This window comes from Mucilaginibacter sp. UYCu711 (assembly GCF_050433825.1).
Taxonomy (GTDB): Bacteria; Bacteroidota; Bacteroidia; order Sphingobacteriales; family Sphingobacteriaceae; genus Mucilaginibacter.
Genome location: NZ_JBNPWM010000007.1, coordinates 189,130 through 206,933, shown reverse-complemented (window position 1 = coordinate 206,933; position 17,804 = coordinate 189,130). Strand labels below are relative to the sequence as shown.

Sequence of the window (17,804 nt, the reverse complement as noted above, 5' to 3'; positions counted from 1 at the left end):
CAGATGATGAAAAAACTTTCGGTATTGGTGTTAATGGTGTTGGCTTTAGCCGGCCCATCGTATGCGGTCTTGCCCGGAATAAATACTATCGGGCAGGGTAAACAACCACAGGTAAGCGTGGATAATAAAGGTATTGTGCGGGTAGTTTATGGATCAGCCGATAAAATATATTGCGCAACATCTGCAGATCATGGCCAAACATTCTCCAAACCGGTTTTGGTGGCTCAAGTTGCAGACATGCACCTGGGCATGAGCCGTGGCCCGCAGCTAAGCAGTTCGGCCAGTTATTCGGTGATCACCGCGATGGACAAAGCCGGGAACATCCATTGGTTTAAACTCAATAATGAATCAAAGACCTGGCAGCCAATGGGGGTTGTTAATGATTTGAAAGGGTCAGCGCCCGAAGGTTTGATGTCAATAACAGCCGATAATAAAGATAATTTTTACGCGGTATGGCTTGATACCAGGCTTGGCGGAAGGAACCAGGTTTGGTTCTCTTCACTATCGGGCAGATCAACCAAATGGAGGGCTAACCGCCTGGTCTACAAATCGCCGGACGCGCATGTTTGCGAATGCTGTAAACCCAATGTCGCGGTAGCTGGTAATGCTGTAGCAATCATGTTCAGGAACTGGTTGAATGGCTCAAGGGACCTGTATGTGGTGCGGTCGGCCAACGCGGGGCAAAGTTTTTCTGACGCTCAAAAAATGGGCCTGGATACCTGGAAGCTTAACGGCTGCCCAATGGATGGCGGCGGCATCAGGCTGAACGCGTCAAACCAAATTCAAACAACCTGGCAGCGCAAAGGCGACATCTATTTCGCGCAGGGTACCGATCCGGAAGTTTACATCGGCAAAGGTAAAACCTGCAGCCTTACCGGCAATGCACAACAAGCCGCTATTGTTTATCAAAATAATGATACGCTGAGGATGGTTACCATGCCGGATAAAAGATCAACGGTGATAGGCGAGGGCAATTTTGTAAGATCGATCCGCTTATCCAATGCCCAAAACTTGTTTGTTTGGGAGCAGGGCGACCAGGTAAGGTCCCGCTTAATAAAGACGTATGAAAATTAAATTATACCACGCCCTTATCCTCGCGTTAGCTTTTGTACAAACGGCCGGTGCGCAAAACATCAACAGCTTTAAACAGGTTACCGCAAAACCGCGACTGTATGAGAAAACCGAATTTGATATCACCCTGACATCCGACTGGCAAAACCCATATTTGCAGGAAGACGTGGCGCTGGACATGATCCTGCAAACACCTGGCGGTAAAAAGCTGGTGCTGCCTTGTTATTATGAAAGTGGCGAGAGCGGCAAACAATCGCTTTGGAAGGCGCGATTCGCGCCGCAGGAGAAGGGGAAGTATGAATATGCTTTCGAGTTTAGCAAGGCCGGCAGCGTGGTGGCGCGGTCTAAAGATGCCTGGTTTACAGTCGCGCCGTCGGGTAAAGATGGCTTCCTGCATTCAAAAAGTAACTGGGTCTTTGCGTTTGATAGCGGCAAGCCGTTCCGCGGTATTGGCGAGAACATTGGCTGGGAGTCGCGCAAGAGTGATGATTCAAAATTCTTTAAAGATCTGCAGGAAAAACCGAAATACGATTACGAATATATGCTGCCATCACTGGCGGCGCATGGCGGTAACTTTTTCCGCACGTGGATCTGCGCCTTTAATTTGCCGCTGGATTGGCACCGTAATTTTAACAGTAACCGTTATGAGGAATCTGACGCGTACTATAACCCCAGCGCTATCGGGAAGATCGACCGCATGTTTAACCTTTGCGACTCGTTGGGTTTATATGTGATGTTAACGCTTGGCCCGGGCAATTACAGTGTGCGCGATGGTGGTTTTTCGCCGTCGGCGGCTGATTTTTTTGTTAATCCCAAATCAAAGGCGCGGTATAAAAACCGCCTGCGCTATTTTGTGGCGCGATGGGGTTACAGTACTAAGGTGGGCGCCTGGGAGTTTTTTAACGAGGTGGATAACGTACAATTTAACAACCGCAATAAACCCATCAGCGCCGACTCGATTGTGACCTGGCATGGCGAAATGAGCTCGTATTTAAAGTCTATCGACCCATACCATCACCTCATCACCACCAGCATATCGCACCGCGACCTGAAAGGTATGAACGACCTGCCGGCGCTTGATTTTAACCAGAAACATATCTATAAAAATACGACCTCCATCCCTGCAAATATCGCCCGTTACGAACGGGATTTTAACAAACCTTACGTAATTGGCGAGTATAGCTACGAGTGGGACTGGTCTAAAAACTTTGATGATTTCGCGCCCGAAATGGACAGCGATTATAAACGCGGCTTATGGTACGGCCTGTTCTCGCCGACCCCGATATTGCCCATGAGCTGGTGGTGGGAATATTTTGATAACCGCAAAACCGACGAATACCTGAAACGGGTGGGTTTAATATCCGATAAAATGTTTGCCGCCGGTAATGGTGCTTTCGAAACTGTAGCGGTAACCCCATCAGAGCGTGGCATCATTACCTACGGTGTAAAATGCGGTAGCAAAACTTTTATTTACGCTTATAACCCAACATCCGCAGAAAAAAACGTGAGCCTGGCTTTGGGGCTGAAGGGTAAAATTGTTAGTGCTGAGTTGTTTGATTGTGAGAGTGGAGTGACGAAAAAACTTGCAGTATTAAGGGGCAGTAAGCATGAAGTTGTTTTAGGTGCTAAGGGGGATGCTGTTTTGATTATTGATAATAAATAAACACTAAAGCACGCTGTCATGGTGAGTTCGTCGAACCAGACGTACGAGAGCTTTGCCCGCTATCCTTCGAGAAGCTCCGGATGACGACCGGCACTTAGGAAGTCATTCTTCAGTGTCCCCTCTGGGCCTCTTGTAAAGGACCCTGAGGCGTATGGTAAATTTACAAGTTTACTAAACAATACTGCCCGTTAAATGTATTTTTATTAACTTGCAAATATGGGGTTAAGTAAAATTCAACGTTTTAAGGTTACGCTGCTGTTGGCGGCTTACTTGTGCGTGGTGCTTACTCACCTGCAATATATGGTATCGCCGCGTGTTGCTGTTCAAAATCAAGCTTACACCGCCAGCAGCATAACACCCAGAGGCTACGATGAATCGGGCCAACTTATCCTGGTTACAAAGAAGATTTACAAATTTGTAATCAACAGAAGATTTACTGACAACAGCGTACCACAACCTTTATATATTACCAAGCCGTTTCATTATCCCGGGGCATCGCTCGCCGGGTTTAACTTATCGCGTTACACTTCACCTGTCTGCGCTTTGCAGGCAAAGCGTTGCTTCTATCTCAGAATTTGATTTTGAACGCTAATCAGTAGTAAACTGACTAATATTTGTGTTTAAAGAATTATCGTCAATTAGTATCGTGACATGGCTGTTGTACCAACAGTTGTGTAAGGTGCATTAAATCATTTTATTATGTATATAACCGAAAAGTTAATAGAAGGGTTAGAATTGCTATATATAGGCAAAAGTTTTGCAGGATTTAAAGAAGAAGACCCATATGTGATTTTTTTAGGGTACGATTCGCTTGGATGGTCAAATATTTGGGTGAAATATAAAGGGCGGAACATATTTACATCAATTTTTGACGTAGCTATAATGCGCAAAACTTTGTAAAAGTCTCCTTCATGTCCCCTCAGGATACTCTGCGAGAGACCCGAGGGGACAAAAAATGTAGCCTGGCTTTGGATCGAAACGCAAAAAATGTTATTCTGAGTTGTTTGATTGTGAGATCGGAGCGGTTAAAAAAGTGGCAATTTTGAGGAGCAGCAAGCAGAGGCGTAGCCTCGACGCATATTGTAGCGCCGGGTTTTAACCCGGTGAAAATCGAAACAAAACAGGTATGAGAGGTAGGTTCGGCCCATATAATGTACCGTGCCGACGGCACTCGTTATATAATTATTGAATGTCAACGGGTTAAAACCCGTTGCTACAATATGAGCCGAGCCGCTGGCTCTTGAATATCGAACACTACTAATTATACACCTTAATCAAGCCGAGAAACACTATCTTGCATTTAGTGTTATAACGTAAAAAATGACTGTCGCTTTTTCACCAAAACCTTTCTAAATGCACTGGTATATTATTTGCGCCCTCTATATTTTACTGGTACTGTTTGTTTGCAGCAAAGTGCTTTATGATATCCGGTCGACCAGTAAAACGTTTGCTTATTTATTGGTAGTTATTTTAATACCGGGTATAGGTATCATCATTTATTTCGCGGTTGGGGCCAACTATCGCAAAAATAAGCTGTACAGCAAAAAGATAGTACGCGACAGTAGCTTGCTGGCCGAGATACGGCAGAAAATTGTCAACGAGTCGGAAAAGGCATTAGACAGTGGCGAGCCGGAGTTAGAGAACCATAGAAAATTAGCAATGTTATTGCTAAAAGATAACAGCCCGCTTACCGGCAATAACAAAGTTAAACTATTGCTTAACGGCGAAGAAAAGTTCCCCGAGGTGTTAAAGGCCCTGCGCGCAGCCAAACACCATATCCATTTAGAGTATTATATTTTTGAGGATGGCGAGATAGCTGATCAAATTAAAGACATCCTTATTCAGAAAGCTATCGAAGGCGTTAGGGTGCGGTTTATTTATGATGATTTCGGCAGCCGGTCTATACGTAAAGAATTTGTCCGCGAGCTGAAGGATGCCGGGGTAGAGGCTTTCCCATTTTATAAGATCTGGTTCATTGCCTTATCCAACCGTACCAATTACCGGAATCACCGCAAAATTATTGTGATAGACGGGCATACCGCGTTTGTGGGTGGTATTAACGTTAGCGACCGCTATATCAACAATAAACCCAAAAAGTTGTACTGGCGCGATACGCACATTATGATAACGGGGCCGGGCATTTATTACCTGCAATACCTTTTTATTTGCGACTGGAATTTTTGTGCCGAACAGAAGCTGCCTATCGAACCCGGTTATTTCACCTCCGAAAAAACCGGCGGCGACGCCATTGTGCAGATGGCCGCCAGTGGCCCCGACTCTGACCATCCTACCATCATGTATTCGCTGCTGGAAACCATCGGGCTGGCAAAGGAAGAGCTATTGATCACATCGCCCTATTTTATCCCCGGCGAGCCTATCCTTGACGCGTTATGCGTGGCCGCGCTTAGCGGTGTTAAAGTTAAATTGCTGGTGCCCGATAAATCGGATTCGCGCTTGGTTAACGCAGCCGCGCGGTCATACTACGGCGCGCTGCTGGAAGCGGGTGTTGAGGTATATTTATATGAAAAAGGATTTGTTCATTCAAAAACGCTGGTGTCCGACGGGCAACTGGCCATTGTTGGTACTGCAAATATGGATCACCGCAGTTTCGAGCTGAACTTTGAAGTGAACTGTATGGTGTACGATGATAAAATTGCGGCCCAATTGCGCCGGGCCTTTGCCGACGATATTAAACACGCCAAACAGATCAATGCCAAAGCCTGGGCAAAACGCACCTTGTTTAAGCAGCTGCCCGAAAAACTATGCAGGTTGTTATCGCCGCTGTTGTAGGGGGGTACTTCGGTGTTTGATTTTCGACATTTATTATTCGATATTATAAATTAGATTGAAGTAGTTATATTTGAATATGAGTTCATATAGGTTAGATCGTACAGCATTTAAAGCCCAAACTGCAGAAGGAGCAGTAACCGATCAGGCTGCTTATTACCGTAGCTTAACCTGGCAGGAGCGTTTGCGCATAGCTAACTATCTGAATAGTGTTGCCTACAATTATCCGGAGAATGATCCCCCTAAAATGGATAAGACGATTTTTAGCATGAGGTCGCCAAAATAGGAATGGGCAATATTTTTAATGATGATTTCCGGGATTTTATCCAGCAGCTTATAAGCTATAGCAATATCATTTGATTTGTTAAAATTTGTTAATTGGGATATAATCGTCTCCGTGCTTAATGTTGAAGTTCTTCTTTAAGCAGATTTATTTTATCAAATTGTTGTTGAGTTTTGTTTTTGCTCATACTATAAAATTACGAAAATTTTATCCATCAAAATGGTTGGCTTACTCTTAGAGTCTATGACTTCGAACGATTGTGAAATAGTCTTAGGTTATTGGGTAACAGCGAGGGTTTTATTTTGTATAAAATGTTTGCGTTAAATAAAATATGGTATCAACGAAATAAAATATACCATCATAAGAAAGTACATTTTCGTCGTGCAGGTCTTCAAAAATTAAACCGATATCAGGGTTGAAGTAATCATTGTTTCGTTTATTCCTAAAGCCGTTATATTCCAAAAACTCCTTTACCGCCTCAAGGTCTGTATTTTCATTTGAAATTATGAACTCTTGTTTGACCACTGAATATAGTTCATCCTCAATTAATTGAAAGCCCAGAAAAGTATATGCAGTTGTAGGGAAGAAAAAATTATGAACCAAAAGACTATTGAAATAGTCAAGCCAGCTTTCATAAAAAACACCCTGATTCGTTTTTAAAACATGGGCGTCATCAAATCGATAAACCTTTTGTTCCGCACCTTCACTGATAAAATCTTTTGGAAGAATTGAGGTAGTATAGAAAAGATTTTCCTTTGTGGCAAAACTTATGACGGCTGCTGTTTCTTTATCTTTGAAACGCTGCTGTTTTTCAATTGGACCGCTTGCTTCCGCATATCCTCTAAGGAAATTTTGAGCTTTTTTGAGCCGGCTGTCTGAGCTAGTTTGTTCATCTCCGAAAACGATATTCTGTAATTCATCTTTGACGTTTTTCATTTAAACAATATCCAAATATACATTTTTTGGAGAGTTAATTCAACGGCGCGCATTACAAATAACCACAATCTATCCAACAAAATGGTGGCGCTATTTTGACACCACATTCGCGCCCTTGTTGGTGTTATCACCGAATAGCCTAAGCCATATTTTCGAGATAGATCTCTTCGATAGATTTGTTTTTTTGCCTTTGGAAAGCGCCTGTAAAGCGTTTATCTATAGGCGACAGCAACTGTATACACAACTGTTTGTCGTTGTCTGATAGATCATGAACCATCATATGTGCTACTTTCATTACGTGGTCCTTGGCTTTAAATAATACTTCTGCACCTTTTTTTGTTACCTCAAGGCGTTTTATCCGCTTATCTTCTTTATCGGTATACTCAGTTACCAATCCACGTTTTTTCATCCTGGAAAGCATATTGGTGCCACTGGATAGCTCCATAATGCTATTATAAATAACCTCTGATTTAATAGGGTTCTTTGCATTATAAATTGTGACAAGTATCCCAAACTCTTCCATCTGGACCAACCCGGTATTTTCTAATGCTTTATTAGAGTAGGCTATATGAAACTTGCCTATCCTGCGCAGCAGGATTACCAGCCGCCCGTTAATATCAGGAATTAGTTTACCCTCCGGCATAACATGTTTTTCGGGTTTAGCCTTAGCGGCTAATTGGTGGCGAAAAAAATCTTCGAGCGAATTATTTGGATAATTCTCCTCATAAGCTCCCCATAATTTAACCAGCTCTACTGTCTTATTTACTACCATTTGGAAGCAAATTTAAAAATAATATACCAAAATATTTGTTTATTACAACCAAATGGTATTAATTTGTGATATATATATAACCAAATGGTATTAATTTAACTTCACAGACATGTTGTATCACCTATTTTTAACATTGCACTTAGCGGCTTTAATAGTTATGGCCGGCACCACTTTAATCGATTATATAGCCTATCAAACTTTCTGGAAACTGTTTGATCAAAAAAAAGAAGTACCAACAGACCTGTTGCAACTCATGAACAAGCTTCCGCGGTTATTGGGTATTGGCGCGGCGGTAATTATTACCACGGGCATAGGTATGATGGCTTTAACTAATGGCGTTTTCGGCGAACAATTATGGTTCCGTATAAAATTTGGTTTGGTAGTGCTTATTATATTAAATGGTTTGTTAGCAGGCCGCGGCCAGGGCATCAAACTGCGCAAACTTTTAAACGAAGATATTGCCGATGTAACCGGCCAAATTAGCCGTGTAAGGGTAAACCTAAGCAGGTTTCATTTAATGCAGTTGGCCATGTTTCTGGCCATTATTTTTTTAAGCGTATTTAAATTCAACTAACAAACCACCTATGAAAATTGTACAATCGCCAAACCCGGGCAAGCTGCTGATAATTGGCGCTAATGGTGGTATTGGCAAACAATCTGTTTTGTTGGCCCTTGAGGCGGGCCATCATGTAACCGCTTTAGTGCGAGACCCTGCTAAACTATCCCTGCAACATCCAAAGCTGGAGATAGTAAGGGGAGACGTGTTAAAGCCAGATACTTTTGAAAGGTATTTGGAAGATAAAGACGCAGTGATATCTGCCTTAGGCGTTAGCGGAGGGATCTTTTCTGATAAACCAACCACTACCTACTCGCAGGGCAATGCCAACTTGTTGCACGCTATGGATAAGGCGGGAGTAGCACGCGCTTTTTTTATATCCGCGTCGGCATTGGAGATCAGCCCCGTGTTACCCTTTTATGTAAGATTCGCGGCCAAATATATCCTCCAGAGATTATTGAAAAATATGTATGCCGACCTGCGCATAATGGAACAGTTGGTAAAAGCAAGTAATATAGATTGGACGATAATGCGCCCTCCGAGGCTAACTGATACTGCAGCAACCGGGCAATACCGAGTGGCCATTAATCATTTCCTTAAAAACGGGTTAAGCATTTCAAGAGCCGATGTAGCGCATTATATGATCAATAACATTGATAACCAGGAAAGCTATAACGCTACGATAGAAATGGCATATTAATTAAAAATATCAGGTGTTTTGTCCAATTTTTTACTTCCTGATAGTTATAGTACAAATAAAAAAAGTAACATGAATTTTGACCATATACATCTGTTTAAAACCAATATCTGTACAGAAAGTGATAAGCAGCGGGTTAAGTTCTTACTGGAGAGCCGCGACGATATAGAAGATTGGAACGTTGACCAGGAAGACGAGGACCGGGTATTGCGGGTGGTCTCCTGTTCGCTTAAAAAACAAACTATAATACAACTGTTAAGGGGCAAAGGCTACTTATGTATTGAGTTGGTATGATCTTCTTATTTGATCATTATATCAAACTTTAAAGATCGGTTTGGCCCGACAGAAAAACGAGTAGGACGGTATGACAAGAGTATAAACGCCACCGGGGTCTTTTTCTAATTTGCCTATTATTACAAATAACGGCAACCTTATCCACCAAAATGGTGGCGCTACTTTGTCACCACTTTTTAAATTAATTTTTTAACAGGGTGATGGTTGCTGTTAGCGTAACCATGAGTGCGCAATAAGGTTGCGAAAAAGTGGCAAATTTTGGTGCTTATATGGGTATACGACAGGCTTATATGGGGGATAATGGTACATATATGGCAACTATCGATGTATTGTAAATCAACAAGTTATCGACAAAAAAACGCCGTATTTTTTTGAAATTTGGCGCCAGAATTTTGATAAAAAAATTACTTTATCACCACCCCAAATTTCAACGCCCGGTTTGGCTCGATGGCAAAACTATCACCGCCATTACTGCTATAGCTTTCAACCCCGGCAGTGGCTTTAACATCATCATTATAAGCCACCCCATAAACCCCGGTAGCAGTTGCCGACCGGAGCACGATACAATAATTACCACCCCTGGTAACCGCCACTTTGGGATGAATAGTGATGCTCTTAGCCGCCCAGCCAATAGCATCGGCAGGCAGGGTTTGGATGTACAGCGCCTTGCCGGTATGCGCCCCGGTCAGATCGGCTTTATAAACATCAACCTGCAGGCCTGCATCCGGGTACCCGTTCTTAAAAGTGGTCAGGCTGATGCCGGCCAGCGTGCCGGACTTGGCCGCCCTGAACGACTGCCTGCGCCGGATGTTCCTGGCAATGTCGCCATGCAGGCGGTAACCTGGTCCGGCAGCTTTACCCGGAGTAGCCTTATTGTTTGAGGGTGAGATCTTAAACGCCTGCTCGCAGGTCATGGGCTTGATGGAACCGTCGTTATTAAAGGCCAGCGGGGCCCAGTAGTAGTTGGCCTGGGCCTCGTTCTTGGCAGCATGGTTCCACAGGTCGCTGCCAAACAAATAAACCGTCCCCGAGCCTAATTTAATGGTCGACACGAACGATGGCTGCCCGCCGCACGAGTTATCACTGATCTTCCTGCCCTCGCTCCACGGCCCCAGCGGTGATCTGGCAGTGCGATAGGAAGCGCCGGTACCCGAGCAGTACCCGCAGTTAGGATCAGAATAAACTATATAATAGATGCCATTACGCTTAAACATACCCGGTGCCTCGGTTGATCCTTTGGTTATGCCGCCAACATATTCGCCGGTGCCGGTAAGGTAGTCGGCGCTTAGCTTTTCAACAATGATACTGCCTTTGGTGCGCCAGTCGGTATAGGCTAAATAAGCGGTGCCGTCATCGTCAATAAAGGTATCGTGGTCGCCGTTGTTCAGGCCCGCTGCGGGCATATTGCTGTTAACAGCCAGCCTGGGTTCGGCAACCTCGGTAAAAGGGCCGGCAGGCTGCCTGGCGGTGAACACGCGGTAGCCCGATACATTGTCGTAAACGTTTATCCAAAGCACATATAGCTTAGTTTGCTCATTATAAATAACATGCGGACGGAAACAGCCGTAAGTATTGCCATTACAGCGTGTTTGCCAAACCGGGGTCTGCGCATCGAACAGGTAACCGCGGTCCGTCCAGTTCACCATATCGGTTGACGAGTAGCTTTTAAAGCCGCAAAAAGGGGCTTTCTTATCACCCCAGGCAAAGCCGCAATCGTAGCTGGTGCCATACAGGTAATAGGTGCCGTTAAATAGGGCAATCTCGCCGTCGTGCGCGTCAATCGCATCGCCAACGGTGCTGAAACGGGTAACCTGGTGGCCATCCTTATCAAAGTTTACGCTGGCAGCTGTTGGTTTAGCCTGCGAGAACGCTTTCGGGGCTTCACAAAAAATCGAAACAGATAAAATTATAGCAGCCACATAACAGGCTACGGATGTGATTGGATTTGCTTTCATATAACAGGTTTATGGCGGGTTTGCCAAAGCACTAACTTACAAAATAAACAGCAGGTGCCTATACATAAATTATAAAACGTGCTTCTTTTTAGCCATAAGCTTATGTACTTTTAAAAAAAATATAAGCTACAACTACATGAACTCTCCCGAAGAAAATTTCGCACAAACCGGCTTAAATCTGCCGCCGGCACCAACACCGCTGGGTGTATATAAACCCTGCCTTATTGATGGTAAATATCTGTACGTATCAGGCCACGGTACAGTGCAGGACGACAAGAGCCTGATCATAGGCCGTATTGGCCAGGATATGGATATGGACGAAGGCAAGCTGGCCGCAAGGCAGGTTGGTTTGGCAATCCTATCAACCATTAAAACTAACCTGGGCAGTTTGAATAAAGTTAAGCGCGTTATCAAAGTATTAGGTATGGTTAACTGTACGCCCGAATTTGAAAAGCACCCATACGTAATCAATGGTTGCAGCGAACTGTTCGCGCAGGTTTGGGGTGCAGAAAACGGAATTGGCGCGCGCAGTGCCGTAGGTTTTGGCTCGTTGCCTGATAATATCCCGGTAGAGATTGAGGCGCTTTTTGAGTTAGTATAACAGCATGTTTATAGTAGATGCACATCTTGACCTGAGCATGAACGCGTTGGAGTGGAACCGCGACCTTACCCAACCGGTTGCAGCCATCAATGAACGCGAACTCGGCCTGACAGATAAACCAGACCGGGCCAAAGCAACCGTATCCTTACCCGAACTGCGTAAAGGCAATATCGGCCTGGTAGTAGCTACTCAAATAGCAAGGTATGTGGCTCCCGGTAACAAGTTGCCGGGCTGGCACTCGCCGCAACAGGCCTGGGCGCAAACGCAGGGACAACTGGCCTGGTACAAGGCCATGGAAGATGCCGGCGAAATGGTGCAGGTAAATAACTTAGCTACCCTTAATAAACATATAAAACTTTGGGCCGATGGTACTGATAGCACCACTAAACCTATTGGCTATATATTAAGTTTAGAGGGTGCTGACTCGCTGGTTACTGTTGGTCATTTAGAGCGTGCCTATAACGCTGGGCTCCGGGCTGTTGGCCCCGCGCATTATGGCCCCGGCAGGTACGCGCAGGGGACCGACGCCACCGGTTTTATGGGGCCGAAGGGGCACGAGCTGTTAAAAGAAATGGAGCGACTAAACATAATTTTAGATGCCACCCATTTATGTGATGATAGCTTTTGGGAAGCGCTGGATAATTTTAACGGCCACGTTTGGGCAAGCCACAATAACTGCCGCGCATTGGTGAACCATAACCGGCAGTACAGCGATGAGCAGATCAAAGCTATAATAGACCGCGGTGCTGTAATTGGCGCCGCGCTGGATGCCTGGATGATGGTGCCTGACTGGGTGCGTGGAGAATCAACACCACGGGGTATGAATTGTAACCTTGAGGTGATGATAGACCATATTGATCATATCTGCCAACTGGCGGGCAATGCTTTACATGTAGGCATGGGTACCGACCTGGATGGCGCTTTTGGCCGCGAGCAATGCCCTTACGACCTGGAAACTATTGCTGATCTGCAAAAAGTAACCGGGCTGTTAGCTAAACGCGGTTATACTGATACTGATATTGAAAATATGATGCACGGCAATTGGCTAAGATTTTTAAGAAAGGCCTGGGCAGATAAATAACACAGCGCCCACAAATCCGATGCGTTAAATAGCCGTGTTGCAGCGGCATTAAGAAGTGTTTTTTGAAAATCCTTAGAGAAAAAAAGAGGGCGCCGATAAGGCGACCCTCTCTCCAGGTTGATCGTTTTATAAAAACAGGGGCCTGCCGGCTAAAATTCTGTTGTAAGGACAAGACTGCCCCTTTTATTGAGTTAGTTTGGCAAAAGCCTGTGTAAAATCGGCTTTTATATCATCAATATGCTCTATCCCAACGGCCACGCGCAAAGCGTTCGGCAATACACCGGCTGCCAGTTGTTCGGCATCCGATAGCTGCTGATGGGTACTGGCCGACGGTTGTATGATGAGCGTTTTGGCATCGCCCACATTGGCCAGGTGACTTACCAGTTGCAGGTTATCAATAAACCGACTGGCGTTGTCTTTATCGCCTTCAATTTCAAAAGAAAGTACCGCCCCAAAACCATTTTTTAAATACTTTTTAGCTAACGCATGATGTGGGGATGACGGCAGGCCGGGATAATTTACACTGGTAACTTTCGGGTGTTCTTCCAGCCATTGTGCCAGTGCAAGCGCGTTATCTACGTGCCTTTGTACCCGTAACGAAAGCGTTTCCAGGCCCTGGATATTGAGCCATGCATTAAACGGCGACTGTGATGGCCCAAAATCGCGAAGCCCCTCAACACGTGCGCGAATGATGAACTGGATATTGCCAAACGGGCCACCTATACCAAAAACATCGGCAAATACTAAACCGTGATAACCTTCTGACGGTTGCGTGAACTGCGGGTACTTACCGTTACCCCAGTTATAATTTCCGCCGTCGACAATGACGCCGCCAATACTGGTACCGTGGCCGTTGATCCATTTGGTGGTGGATTCAACTACGACGTGTGCGCCATGTTCTAGCGGGCGAAACAAGTAACCGCCTGCTCCAAATGTATTATCCACGATCAGTGGCAGATCATGTTTTTTGGCCAGTGCGGCAACTTTATCAAAGTCGGGAATGTTAAAGCCGGGATTGCCAATGGTTTCCATAAAAATGGCTTTGGTTTTTCCGTCGATGAGTTTTTCCAGGTTCTCGGGCGAGTCGTCACTGGCAATACGCGCATCAATGCCCAGGCGTTTAAAAGCAACTTTAAACTGATTATACGTGCCGCCGTATAAAAAGGGCGAGGACACAAAGTTATCACCTACCTGCATAATATTATTCAGGGCGATAAACTGCGCCGCCTGGCCCGATGCCGTGGCAAGCGCGGCTACGCCACCCTCAAGGGCCGCTATACGTTTTTCAAAAACATCGGTGGTAGGGTTCATTAAACGGGTATAAATAAAGCCAAACTCCTTTAAAGCAAACAGGTTGGCGCCATGTTCGGCGTTTTTGAACACGTAGGAGGTGGTTTGAAACAACGGAACGGCGCGGGCGCCGGTAGTTGGGTCGGCTTCCTGGCCCATATGTAGTTGCAGGGTTTCGAATTTTAAGTTAAGTGTTGACATAGTTTTTATTTAATAATTATTTTGATATAATAGCGGCAAAGGTAGTTGTCGTGTACTGAGTGTGTTAGCCTCAAAAGTCCAGATTATAGACTGTGAGGTACAGCTTGAACGATAACGTTTCTCATAGTTAATACTATTGGCAATAGTAGTGTAGCTGGCATGAAGTTAGTTGGGGGATATTCCCTATTTTCTAACTTTGATTCCCTATTTTAGAACTTTAGGGCGACAATCAACAGCAGGTATTTCCCTCTTAATAAGCATTAAAAAAGCTACCGATGCTGATATTAAAAATATGATGCAAGGCAATTGGTTAAGGCTTTTAAAAAAGCCCGGGCAGGTAAATAGCACAGCGCGCACACTTATTTAGTTGTAAATCCGTATTTGTTATAAATGGCTTTAGCAGTTGGCCCGGTTAAAAAGTCCATAAAGTCTTTAGCGGCTTGTGCGTGCGGGGCCGTTTTTAATTGGGCGGCTACGTAGGTTTCGCTCACGTTTTGGCTGGCGGGTATCTCAACAAGTTCTGTGGGATGGCCTATTAGTTTTTGATAATAAGCCTCGCTATGCCAAACCGGGGCAGCATCGGCCTGGTTGTATAAAATGCGCATGGGTGTTTCGCGGTGATGGATTTGCGTTAAGTAGGTACTCCCATCCTTTACCTTATCTTCCATTATTTTTCTGCGCAGCGTTTCTGTACCGGCAATTACGTAGGCTTTTTCAATAAGTTTGCCAATTCCTTCCCAGGCAGGGTTAGGCATGCTTATGCGGATCTCTGGCTTCGCCAGGTCTGTGAGTCCTTTAATATTTTTTGGATTGCCTTTTTGCACCATAATAGCCAGGTTATTGTAAGCATAAGGCGCGGTATAAGTAAAACTATCAGCCATTTGGTCTATCAGCCCTTTGCCGGCGGTAAATACATCAGGCTTTAAAGTGATACGCATATTACCAATAGTTACAGAGCCGCCCGCTATCTGCTTTGCTAAAATTCCGGGAGGCAAGGTCTCTGCAAAAACACGCTGGTATTGCGGATACGCCTTTTTAAACGCCGTCAGCAAATCATCAACACACATAAATTGATTGCCTGCAAAGAATATAACCAGCTGCGGGTCGTTAATGTCGCCAAACAGGTCGGGGACGTTATCAATACCCGGTACGGTAAACATTACGCTGCTTTGGGGTGGCGTGTTCCAGGGCGGATCGAAACGGTGATCCTGGGCTTTTGCAGCGCTATTTAATGCGATAATTATTACGCTTGTAAGTACAAATTGATAAATGTATTTCATGAGGGTAGTGGTAAAACAAGAAAGGCTTTCAAGGGTAAACCTTAAAAGCCTGACTGTCAAAGTAGAAGGAAGCGGCAATAGTTCGAACTTTCGTGATGATATACAAGCGATTGTAGACGCTAAAAATATTATTGATAAAATTGCTATTAATTAACATGGTATTTTAGAAAGAAGTATATCCTAGCGGAATATTATGAAATCGGCAATGTGAACCAAAATGTACTGCCTATCCCTATTTCGCTGTCTACTCCAATCGTCCCGTTATGTTTTTTAATAATTTCAGAACAAATGTATAGCCCAAGCCCTAAGCCAGTATAGGTATCCCCACTGTGATCAACTCTATAATAGCGGTCAAACAAGGAAGGTAAGTTTTTTGCTGGAATTCCGGCACCCTTATCAATAACTGAAACTTTTACCATATCGGGAAAACTTTCAAGCCGAACTTTAATTTCTTTAGAATCAGGGGCATATTTCATCGCATTAGTTACAAAATTTGTAACGACTTGTTCAATGCGGGAAATGTCAGCATAAACTTCCAGGGTGGCATCACCTTCAACACTATAAGTGAAATCGCTTTCTTTAAGCACATTTTCACAACATTCGCTTATTGAGGTTAACAGATTATACTTTTGGTGGTTAATTTGCAGTTGCCCCTCATCTGCTTTGCTCGTGTTTAACAAATCGTCAATAAGGATATAAACTTTATCCAAACTTTTATTGGCCTGCGTGATCAGCTTAGGAAGCATAGCAGGTGAAGGATTATCTTTCATCCTGTCTAATAACTGTAGCGAAGCCCTAAGACTGGTAATGGGTGTTTTCAACTCGTGACTGGCAATATTTATAAAATCATCTTTCTGTTGCTGCAATAAACGTAATTCATGGATATCAGTAGCGGTACCGACCCATTGCAGGAGTTCACCTTCCGGGCTTTTTACCGGCATCAAACGAATTAAATGCCATCTGTAAGTGCCATCAGCACCTTTACCCCTAATTTGAAATTCACCGCCTTCAAGCCCTTTGTATAGCAAACTAAATTGATTTAAACCCTCTGCAAGGTCATCGGGGTGGATTACTTCAATAAAGCCGGTCGACCCGCTTTGTTCGAAGTCCAGTCCGGTGTAGTCATACCACCGCTGATTGTAGAAATCGACTTTGCCGCTGATCGTGTTCGTCCACGCGATCTGCGGGATAGTTTCCATCATATTGCGAAAACGATTTTCGCTTTCCACCAATGCTTTAGTGCGGGAAGCAACCCGGTGTTCCAGTTCCAGATTTAATTCGTATAACTCCTGGTTGATCGATCTGACTTTTTCTTTCTCTTCAATGAGCAATTCATTCGATCTGCGTAATTCCTGTGCACTTTTTTCCTTCTCTCCATTTTGAAAAAGGAGTTCACGGTTAGCACTTACTAACTCGGTTGCCTGAATTTGTAATCTTTCGTCGGCAAGTATTTTTTCAAGCCTGATTTCGGTATCTTTTAGTGCCCGCAGTATTTTTGCAGGCAGCGTAAATAGGTTGTTTTTAGAAGCATAGTCCGTAACTCCGCTATTAATAAGGCCAACCGCATTTTCCTCCCCGATAATGCCGGAAACAATAATAAATGGAAGCAATGGGTAATGGCTTTGTTTGATATTAAAAGCGGTGACTGCATCAAACGACGGAAGGGAATAATCCGAAAGAATGATATCGGGTTGAAAGCTTTTAAGAGCCCGCTCATAATCATTACGGTTTTGAACAACTTTTGAAGTAAAATTAATACCTGACTTTTTCAGCTCACGGCAAAGCAGATCAGCATCTGAATCATTGTCTTCGAGAATCAGAATTTTCGGCTCATTCATTATTGTATCTATCTTTCAAATATTTTTTAGGGTTATTACCTGGTTGAGTTTAATTAATGCGCCGGCTGACTCAGGATCATCCAATACAAACCGATCTCCTTAATAGCATTAAAAAAGTTATCACTATCCACCGGTTTAACGATATAACTATTGGCACCAAGTTCAAAGCATTTTTCTATGTCCGGGCCTTCATTTGATGAAGTAAGCATAACTACCGGTACTGACTTAAGATCAGGGTCTGACTTAATTGTTTCCAGTACCTGAATGCCTGATACTTTTGGCATTTTAAGATCAAGCAGAACCAGTTTGGGATATTGCTTTTTGTTACGCCCCTCATAAATACCACGGCAGTATAAAAAATCGAGTGCTACCGCACCATCCATAACATGATGAAGTTTGTTAGCAAAACCACTTTTAGAAAGAGCCCTAATGGTTAAGACAGCATCATCAGAGCTATCTTCCACGAATAAAATTTCAACATCGTCGTAATTCATAATGT

Annotated in this window: 19 protein-coding genes; 12 read left to right on the top strand and 7 right to left on the bottom strand. The window is 44.1% G+C overall.

Going from position 1 to position 17,804, the window contains the following annotated elements:
- Window positions 1-3 precede the first annotated feature (3 nt).
- The 6 genes from ABIB50_RS16440 to ABIB50_RS16415 all read left to right on the top strand — a co-directional run bounded on the left by ABIB50_RS16440 (window position 4) and on the right by ABIB50_RS16415 (window position 5,807).
- Window positions 4-1,074: a hypothetical protein gene (locus tag ABIB50_RS16440; protein WP_429381334.1), complete on the top strand. Its 1,071-nt coding sequence runs from the start codon at window positions 4-6 to the stop codon at window positions 1,072-1,074.
- Window positions 1,064-2,734: a DUF5060 domain-containing protein gene (locus ABIB50_RS16435; RefSeq protein ID WP_429381333.1), complete on the top strand. Its 1,671-nt coding sequence runs from the start codon at window positions 1,064-1,066 to the stop codon at window positions 2,732-2,734. Before ABIB50_RS16440 ends, ABIB50_RS16435 begins: the two co-directional genes overlap by 11 nt.
- Window positions 2,735-2,950: 216 nt before the next feature.
- On the top strand, window positions 2,951-3,313 hold the full coding sequence (locus ABIB50_RS16430; protein WP_429381331.1) for a hypothetical protein: 363 nt from the start codon (window positions 2,951-2,953) through the stop codon (window positions 3,311-3,313).
- A gap of 120 nt (window positions 3,314-3,433) precedes the next feature.
- Window positions 3,434-3,634 carry a hypothetical protein gene (locus ABIB50_RS16425; protein ID WP_429381330.1) on the top strand — a complete coding sequence of 67 codons (201 nt, stop codon included), beginning with the start codon at window positions 3,434-3,436 and terminating at the stop codon, window positions 3,632-3,634.
- A gap of 453 nt (window positions 3,635-4,087) precedes the next feature.
- Window positions 4,088-5,524: a cardiolipin synthase gene (gene cls, locus ABIB50_RS16420; protein ID WP_429381328.1), complete on the top strand. Its 1,437-nt coding sequence runs from the start codon at window positions 4,088-4,090 to the stop codon at window positions 5,522-5,524.
- 76 nt (window positions 5,525-5,600) lie between these two features.
- Window positions 5,601-5,807, top strand: coding sequence for a hypothetical protein (locus tag ABIB50_RS16415; RefSeq protein WP_429381326.1), 207 nt, complete (start codon window positions 5,601-5,603; stop codon window positions 5,805-5,807).
- Between the two features lie 294 nt (window positions 5,808-6,101).
- Here the strand turns inward: ABIB50_RS16415 and ABIB50_RS16410 are convergent, their stop codons facing one another.
- Window positions 6,102-6,740 (bottom strand): hypothetical protein, encoded by a 639-nt coding sequence (locus ABIB50_RS16410; protein WP_429381324.1) that lies wholly within the window; start codon window positions 6,738-6,740, stop codon window positions 6,102-6,104.
- 139 nt (window positions 6,741-6,879) lie between these two features.
- A complete protein-coding gene (locus ABIB50_RS16405; RefSeq protein ID WP_429381323.1) occupies window positions 6,880-7,512 on the bottom strand; it encodes a MarR family winged helix-turn-helix transcriptional regulator in 633 nt (210 codons plus the stop codon).
- A gap of 109 nt (window positions 7,513-7,621) precedes the next feature.
- On the opposite strand from ABIB50_RS16405, the gene ABIB50_RS16400 reads away from it, so the two are divergent.
- The 3 genes from ABIB50_RS16400 (at window position 7,622) to ABIB50_RS16390 (ending at window position 9,059) form a co-directional block, all read left to right on the top strand.
- Window positions 7,622-8,086: a hypothetical protein gene (locus ABIB50_RS16400; RefSeq protein WP_429381322.1), complete on the top strand. Its 465-nt coding sequence runs from the start codon at window positions 7,622-7,624 to the stop codon at window positions 8,084-8,086.
- A 10-nt stretch (window positions 8,087-8,096) separates the two neighbouring features.
- Window positions 8,097-8,768 (top strand): NAD(P)-dependent oxidoreductase, encoded by a 672-nt coding sequence (locus ABIB50_RS16395; protein ID WP_429381320.1) that lies wholly within the window; start codon window positions 8,097-8,099, stop codon window positions 8,766-8,768.
- 69 nt (window positions 8,769-8,837) lie between these two features.
- Window positions 8,838-9,059 carry a hypothetical protein gene (locus ABIB50_RS16390; protein ID WP_429381319.1) on the top strand — a complete coding sequence of 74 codons (222 nt, stop codon included), beginning with the start codon at window positions 8,838-8,840 and terminating at the stop codon, window positions 9,057-9,059.
- A 404-nt stretch (window positions 9,060-9,463) separates the two neighbouring features.
- Here ABIB50_RS16390 and ABIB50_RS16385 read toward each other — a convergent pair whose 3' ends face one another.
- A complete protein-coding gene (locus ABIB50_RS16385; RefSeq protein WP_429381317.1) occupies window positions 9,464-11,014 on the bottom strand; it encodes a family 43 glycosylhydrolase in 1,551 nt (516 codons plus the stop codon).
- 136 nt (window positions 11,015-11,150) lie between these two features.
- Between ABIB50_RS16385 and ABIB50_RS16380 the strand changes: the two genes are divergently transcribed.
- A complete protein-coding gene (locus ABIB50_RS16380) occupies window positions 11,151-11,615 on the top strand; it encodes a RidA family protein (RefSeq protein WP_429381315.1) in 465 nt (154 codons plus the stop codon).
- Window positions 11,616-11,619: 4 nt separating this feature from the next.
- Window positions 11,620-12,696, top strand: coding sequence for a dipeptidase (locus ABIB50_RS16375; RefSeq protein WP_429381313.1), 1,077 nt, complete (start codon window positions 11,620-11,622; stop codon window positions 12,694-12,696).
- Between the two features lie 183 nt (window positions 12,697-12,879).
- Here the strand turns inward: ABIB50_RS16375 and ABIB50_RS16370 are convergent, their stop codons facing one another.
- Window positions 12,880-14,187, bottom strand: a complete 1,308-nt coding sequence (locus tag ABIB50_RS16370; RefSeq protein WP_429381311.1) for an O-acetylhomoserine aminocarboxypropyltransferase/cysteine synthase family protein — start codon at window positions 14,185-14,187, stop codon at window positions 12,880-12,882.
- Between the two features lie 359 nt (window positions 14,188-14,546).
- On the bottom strand, window positions 14,547-15,467 hold the full coding sequence (locus ABIB50_RS16365; protein ID WP_429381309.1) for a molybdate ABC transporter substrate-binding protein: 921 nt from the start codon (window positions 15,465-15,467) through the stop codon (window positions 14,547-14,549).
- On the opposite strand from ABIB50_RS16365, the gene ABIB50_RS16360 reads away from it, so the two are divergent.
- Window positions 15,466-15,621, top strand: a complete 156-nt coding sequence (locus ABIB50_RS16360) for a hypothetical protein (RefSeq protein WP_429381307.1) — start codon at window positions 15,466-15,468, stop codon at window positions 15,619-15,621. The two genes, ABIB50_RS16365 and ABIB50_RS16360, sit on opposite strands and share 2 nt — an antisense overlap.
- 37 nt (window positions 15,622-15,658) lie before the next feature.
- On the opposite strand, the gene ABIB50_RS16355 is transcribed toward ABIB50_RS16360, so the two are convergent.
- Window positions 15,659-17,305: an ATP-binding protein gene (locus ABIB50_RS16355; protein ID WP_429381305.1), complete on the bottom strand. Its 1,647-nt coding sequence runs from the start codon at window positions 17,303-17,305 to the stop codon at window positions 15,659-15,661.
- 53 nt (window positions 17,306-17,358) lie between these two features.
- On the bottom strand, window positions 17,359-17,799 hold the full coding sequence (locus tag ABIB50_RS16350; RefSeq protein ID WP_429381304.1) for a response regulator: 441 nt from the start codon (window positions 17,797-17,799) through the stop codon (window positions 17,359-17,361).
- Window positions 17,800-17,804: the final 5 nt, after the last annotated feature.

Coding starts and splice junctions, on each gene's coding strand:
- ABIB50_RS16370 (WP_429381311.1), bottom strand. CDS start 14,187: ATGTCAACACTTAACTTAAAATTCGAAACCCTGCAACTACATATGGGC.
- ABIB50_RS16350 (WP_429381304.1), bottom strand. CDS start 17,799: ATGAATTACGACGATGTTGAAATTTTATTCGTGGAAGATAGCTCTGAT.
- ABIB50_RS16400 (WP_429381322.1), top strand. CDS start 7,622: ATGTTGTATCACCTATTTTTAACATTGCACTTAGCGGCTTTAATAGTT.
- ABIB50_RS16365 (WP_429381309.1), bottom strand. CDS start 15,467: ATGAAATACATTTATCAATTTGTACTTACAAGCGTAATAATTATCGCA.
- ABIB50_RS16405 (WP_429381323.1), bottom strand. CDS start 7,512: ATGGTAGTAAATAAGACAGTAGAGCTGGTTAAATTATGGGGAGCTTAT.
- ABIB50_RS16430 (WP_429381331.1), top strand. CDS start 2,951: ATGGGGTTAAGTAAAATTCAACGTTTTAAGGTTACGCTGCTGTTGGCG.
- ABIB50_RS16435 (WP_429381333.1), top strand. CDS start 1,064: ATGAAAATTAAATTATACCACGCCCTTATCCTCGCGTTAGCTTTTGTA.
- ABIB50_RS16440 (WP_429381334.1), top strand. CDS start 4: ATGATGAAAAAACTTTCGGTATTGGTGTTAATGGTGTTGGCTTTAGCC.
- cls (WP_429381328.1), top strand. CDS start 4,088: ATGCACTGGTATATTATTTGCGCCCTCTATATTTTACTGGTACTGTTT.
- ABIB50_RS16390 (WP_429381319.1), top strand. CDS start 8,838: ATGAATTTTGACCATATACATCTGTTTAAAACCAATATCTGTACAGAA.
- ABIB50_RS16360 (WP_429381307.1), top strand. CDS start 15,466: ATGAGGGTAGTGGTAAAACAAGAAAGGCTTTCAAGGGTAAACCTTAAA.
- ABIB50_RS16355 (WP_429381305.1), bottom strand. CDS start 17,305: ATGAATGAGCCGAAAATTCTGATTCTCGAAGACAATGATTCAGATGCT.
- ABIB50_RS16415 (WP_429381326.1), top strand. CDS start 5,601: ATGAGTTCATATAGGTTAGATCGTACAGCATTTAAAGCCCAAACTGCA.
- ABIB50_RS16380 (WP_429381315.1), top strand. CDS start 11,151: ATGAACTCTCCCGAAGAAAATTTCGCACAAACCGGCTTAAATCTGCCG.
- ABIB50_RS16395 (WP_429381320.1), top strand. CDS start 8,097: ATGAAAATTGTACAATCGCCAAACCCGGGCAAGCTGCTGATAATTGGC.
- ABIB50_RS16385 (WP_429381317.1), bottom strand. CDS start 11,014: ATGAAAGCAAATCCAATCACATCCGTAGCCTGTTATGTGGCTGCTATA.
- ABIB50_RS16425 (WP_429381330.1), top strand. CDS start 3,434: ATGTATATAACCGAAAAGTTAATAGAAGGGTTAGAATTGCTATATATA.
- ABIB50_RS16375 (WP_429381313.1), top strand. CDS start 11,620: ATGTTTATAGTAGATGCACATCTTGACCTGAGCATGAACGCGTTGGAG.
- ABIB50_RS16410 (WP_429381324.1), bottom strand. CDS start 6,740: ATGAAAAACGTCAAAGATGAATTACAGAATATCGTTTTCGGAGATGAA.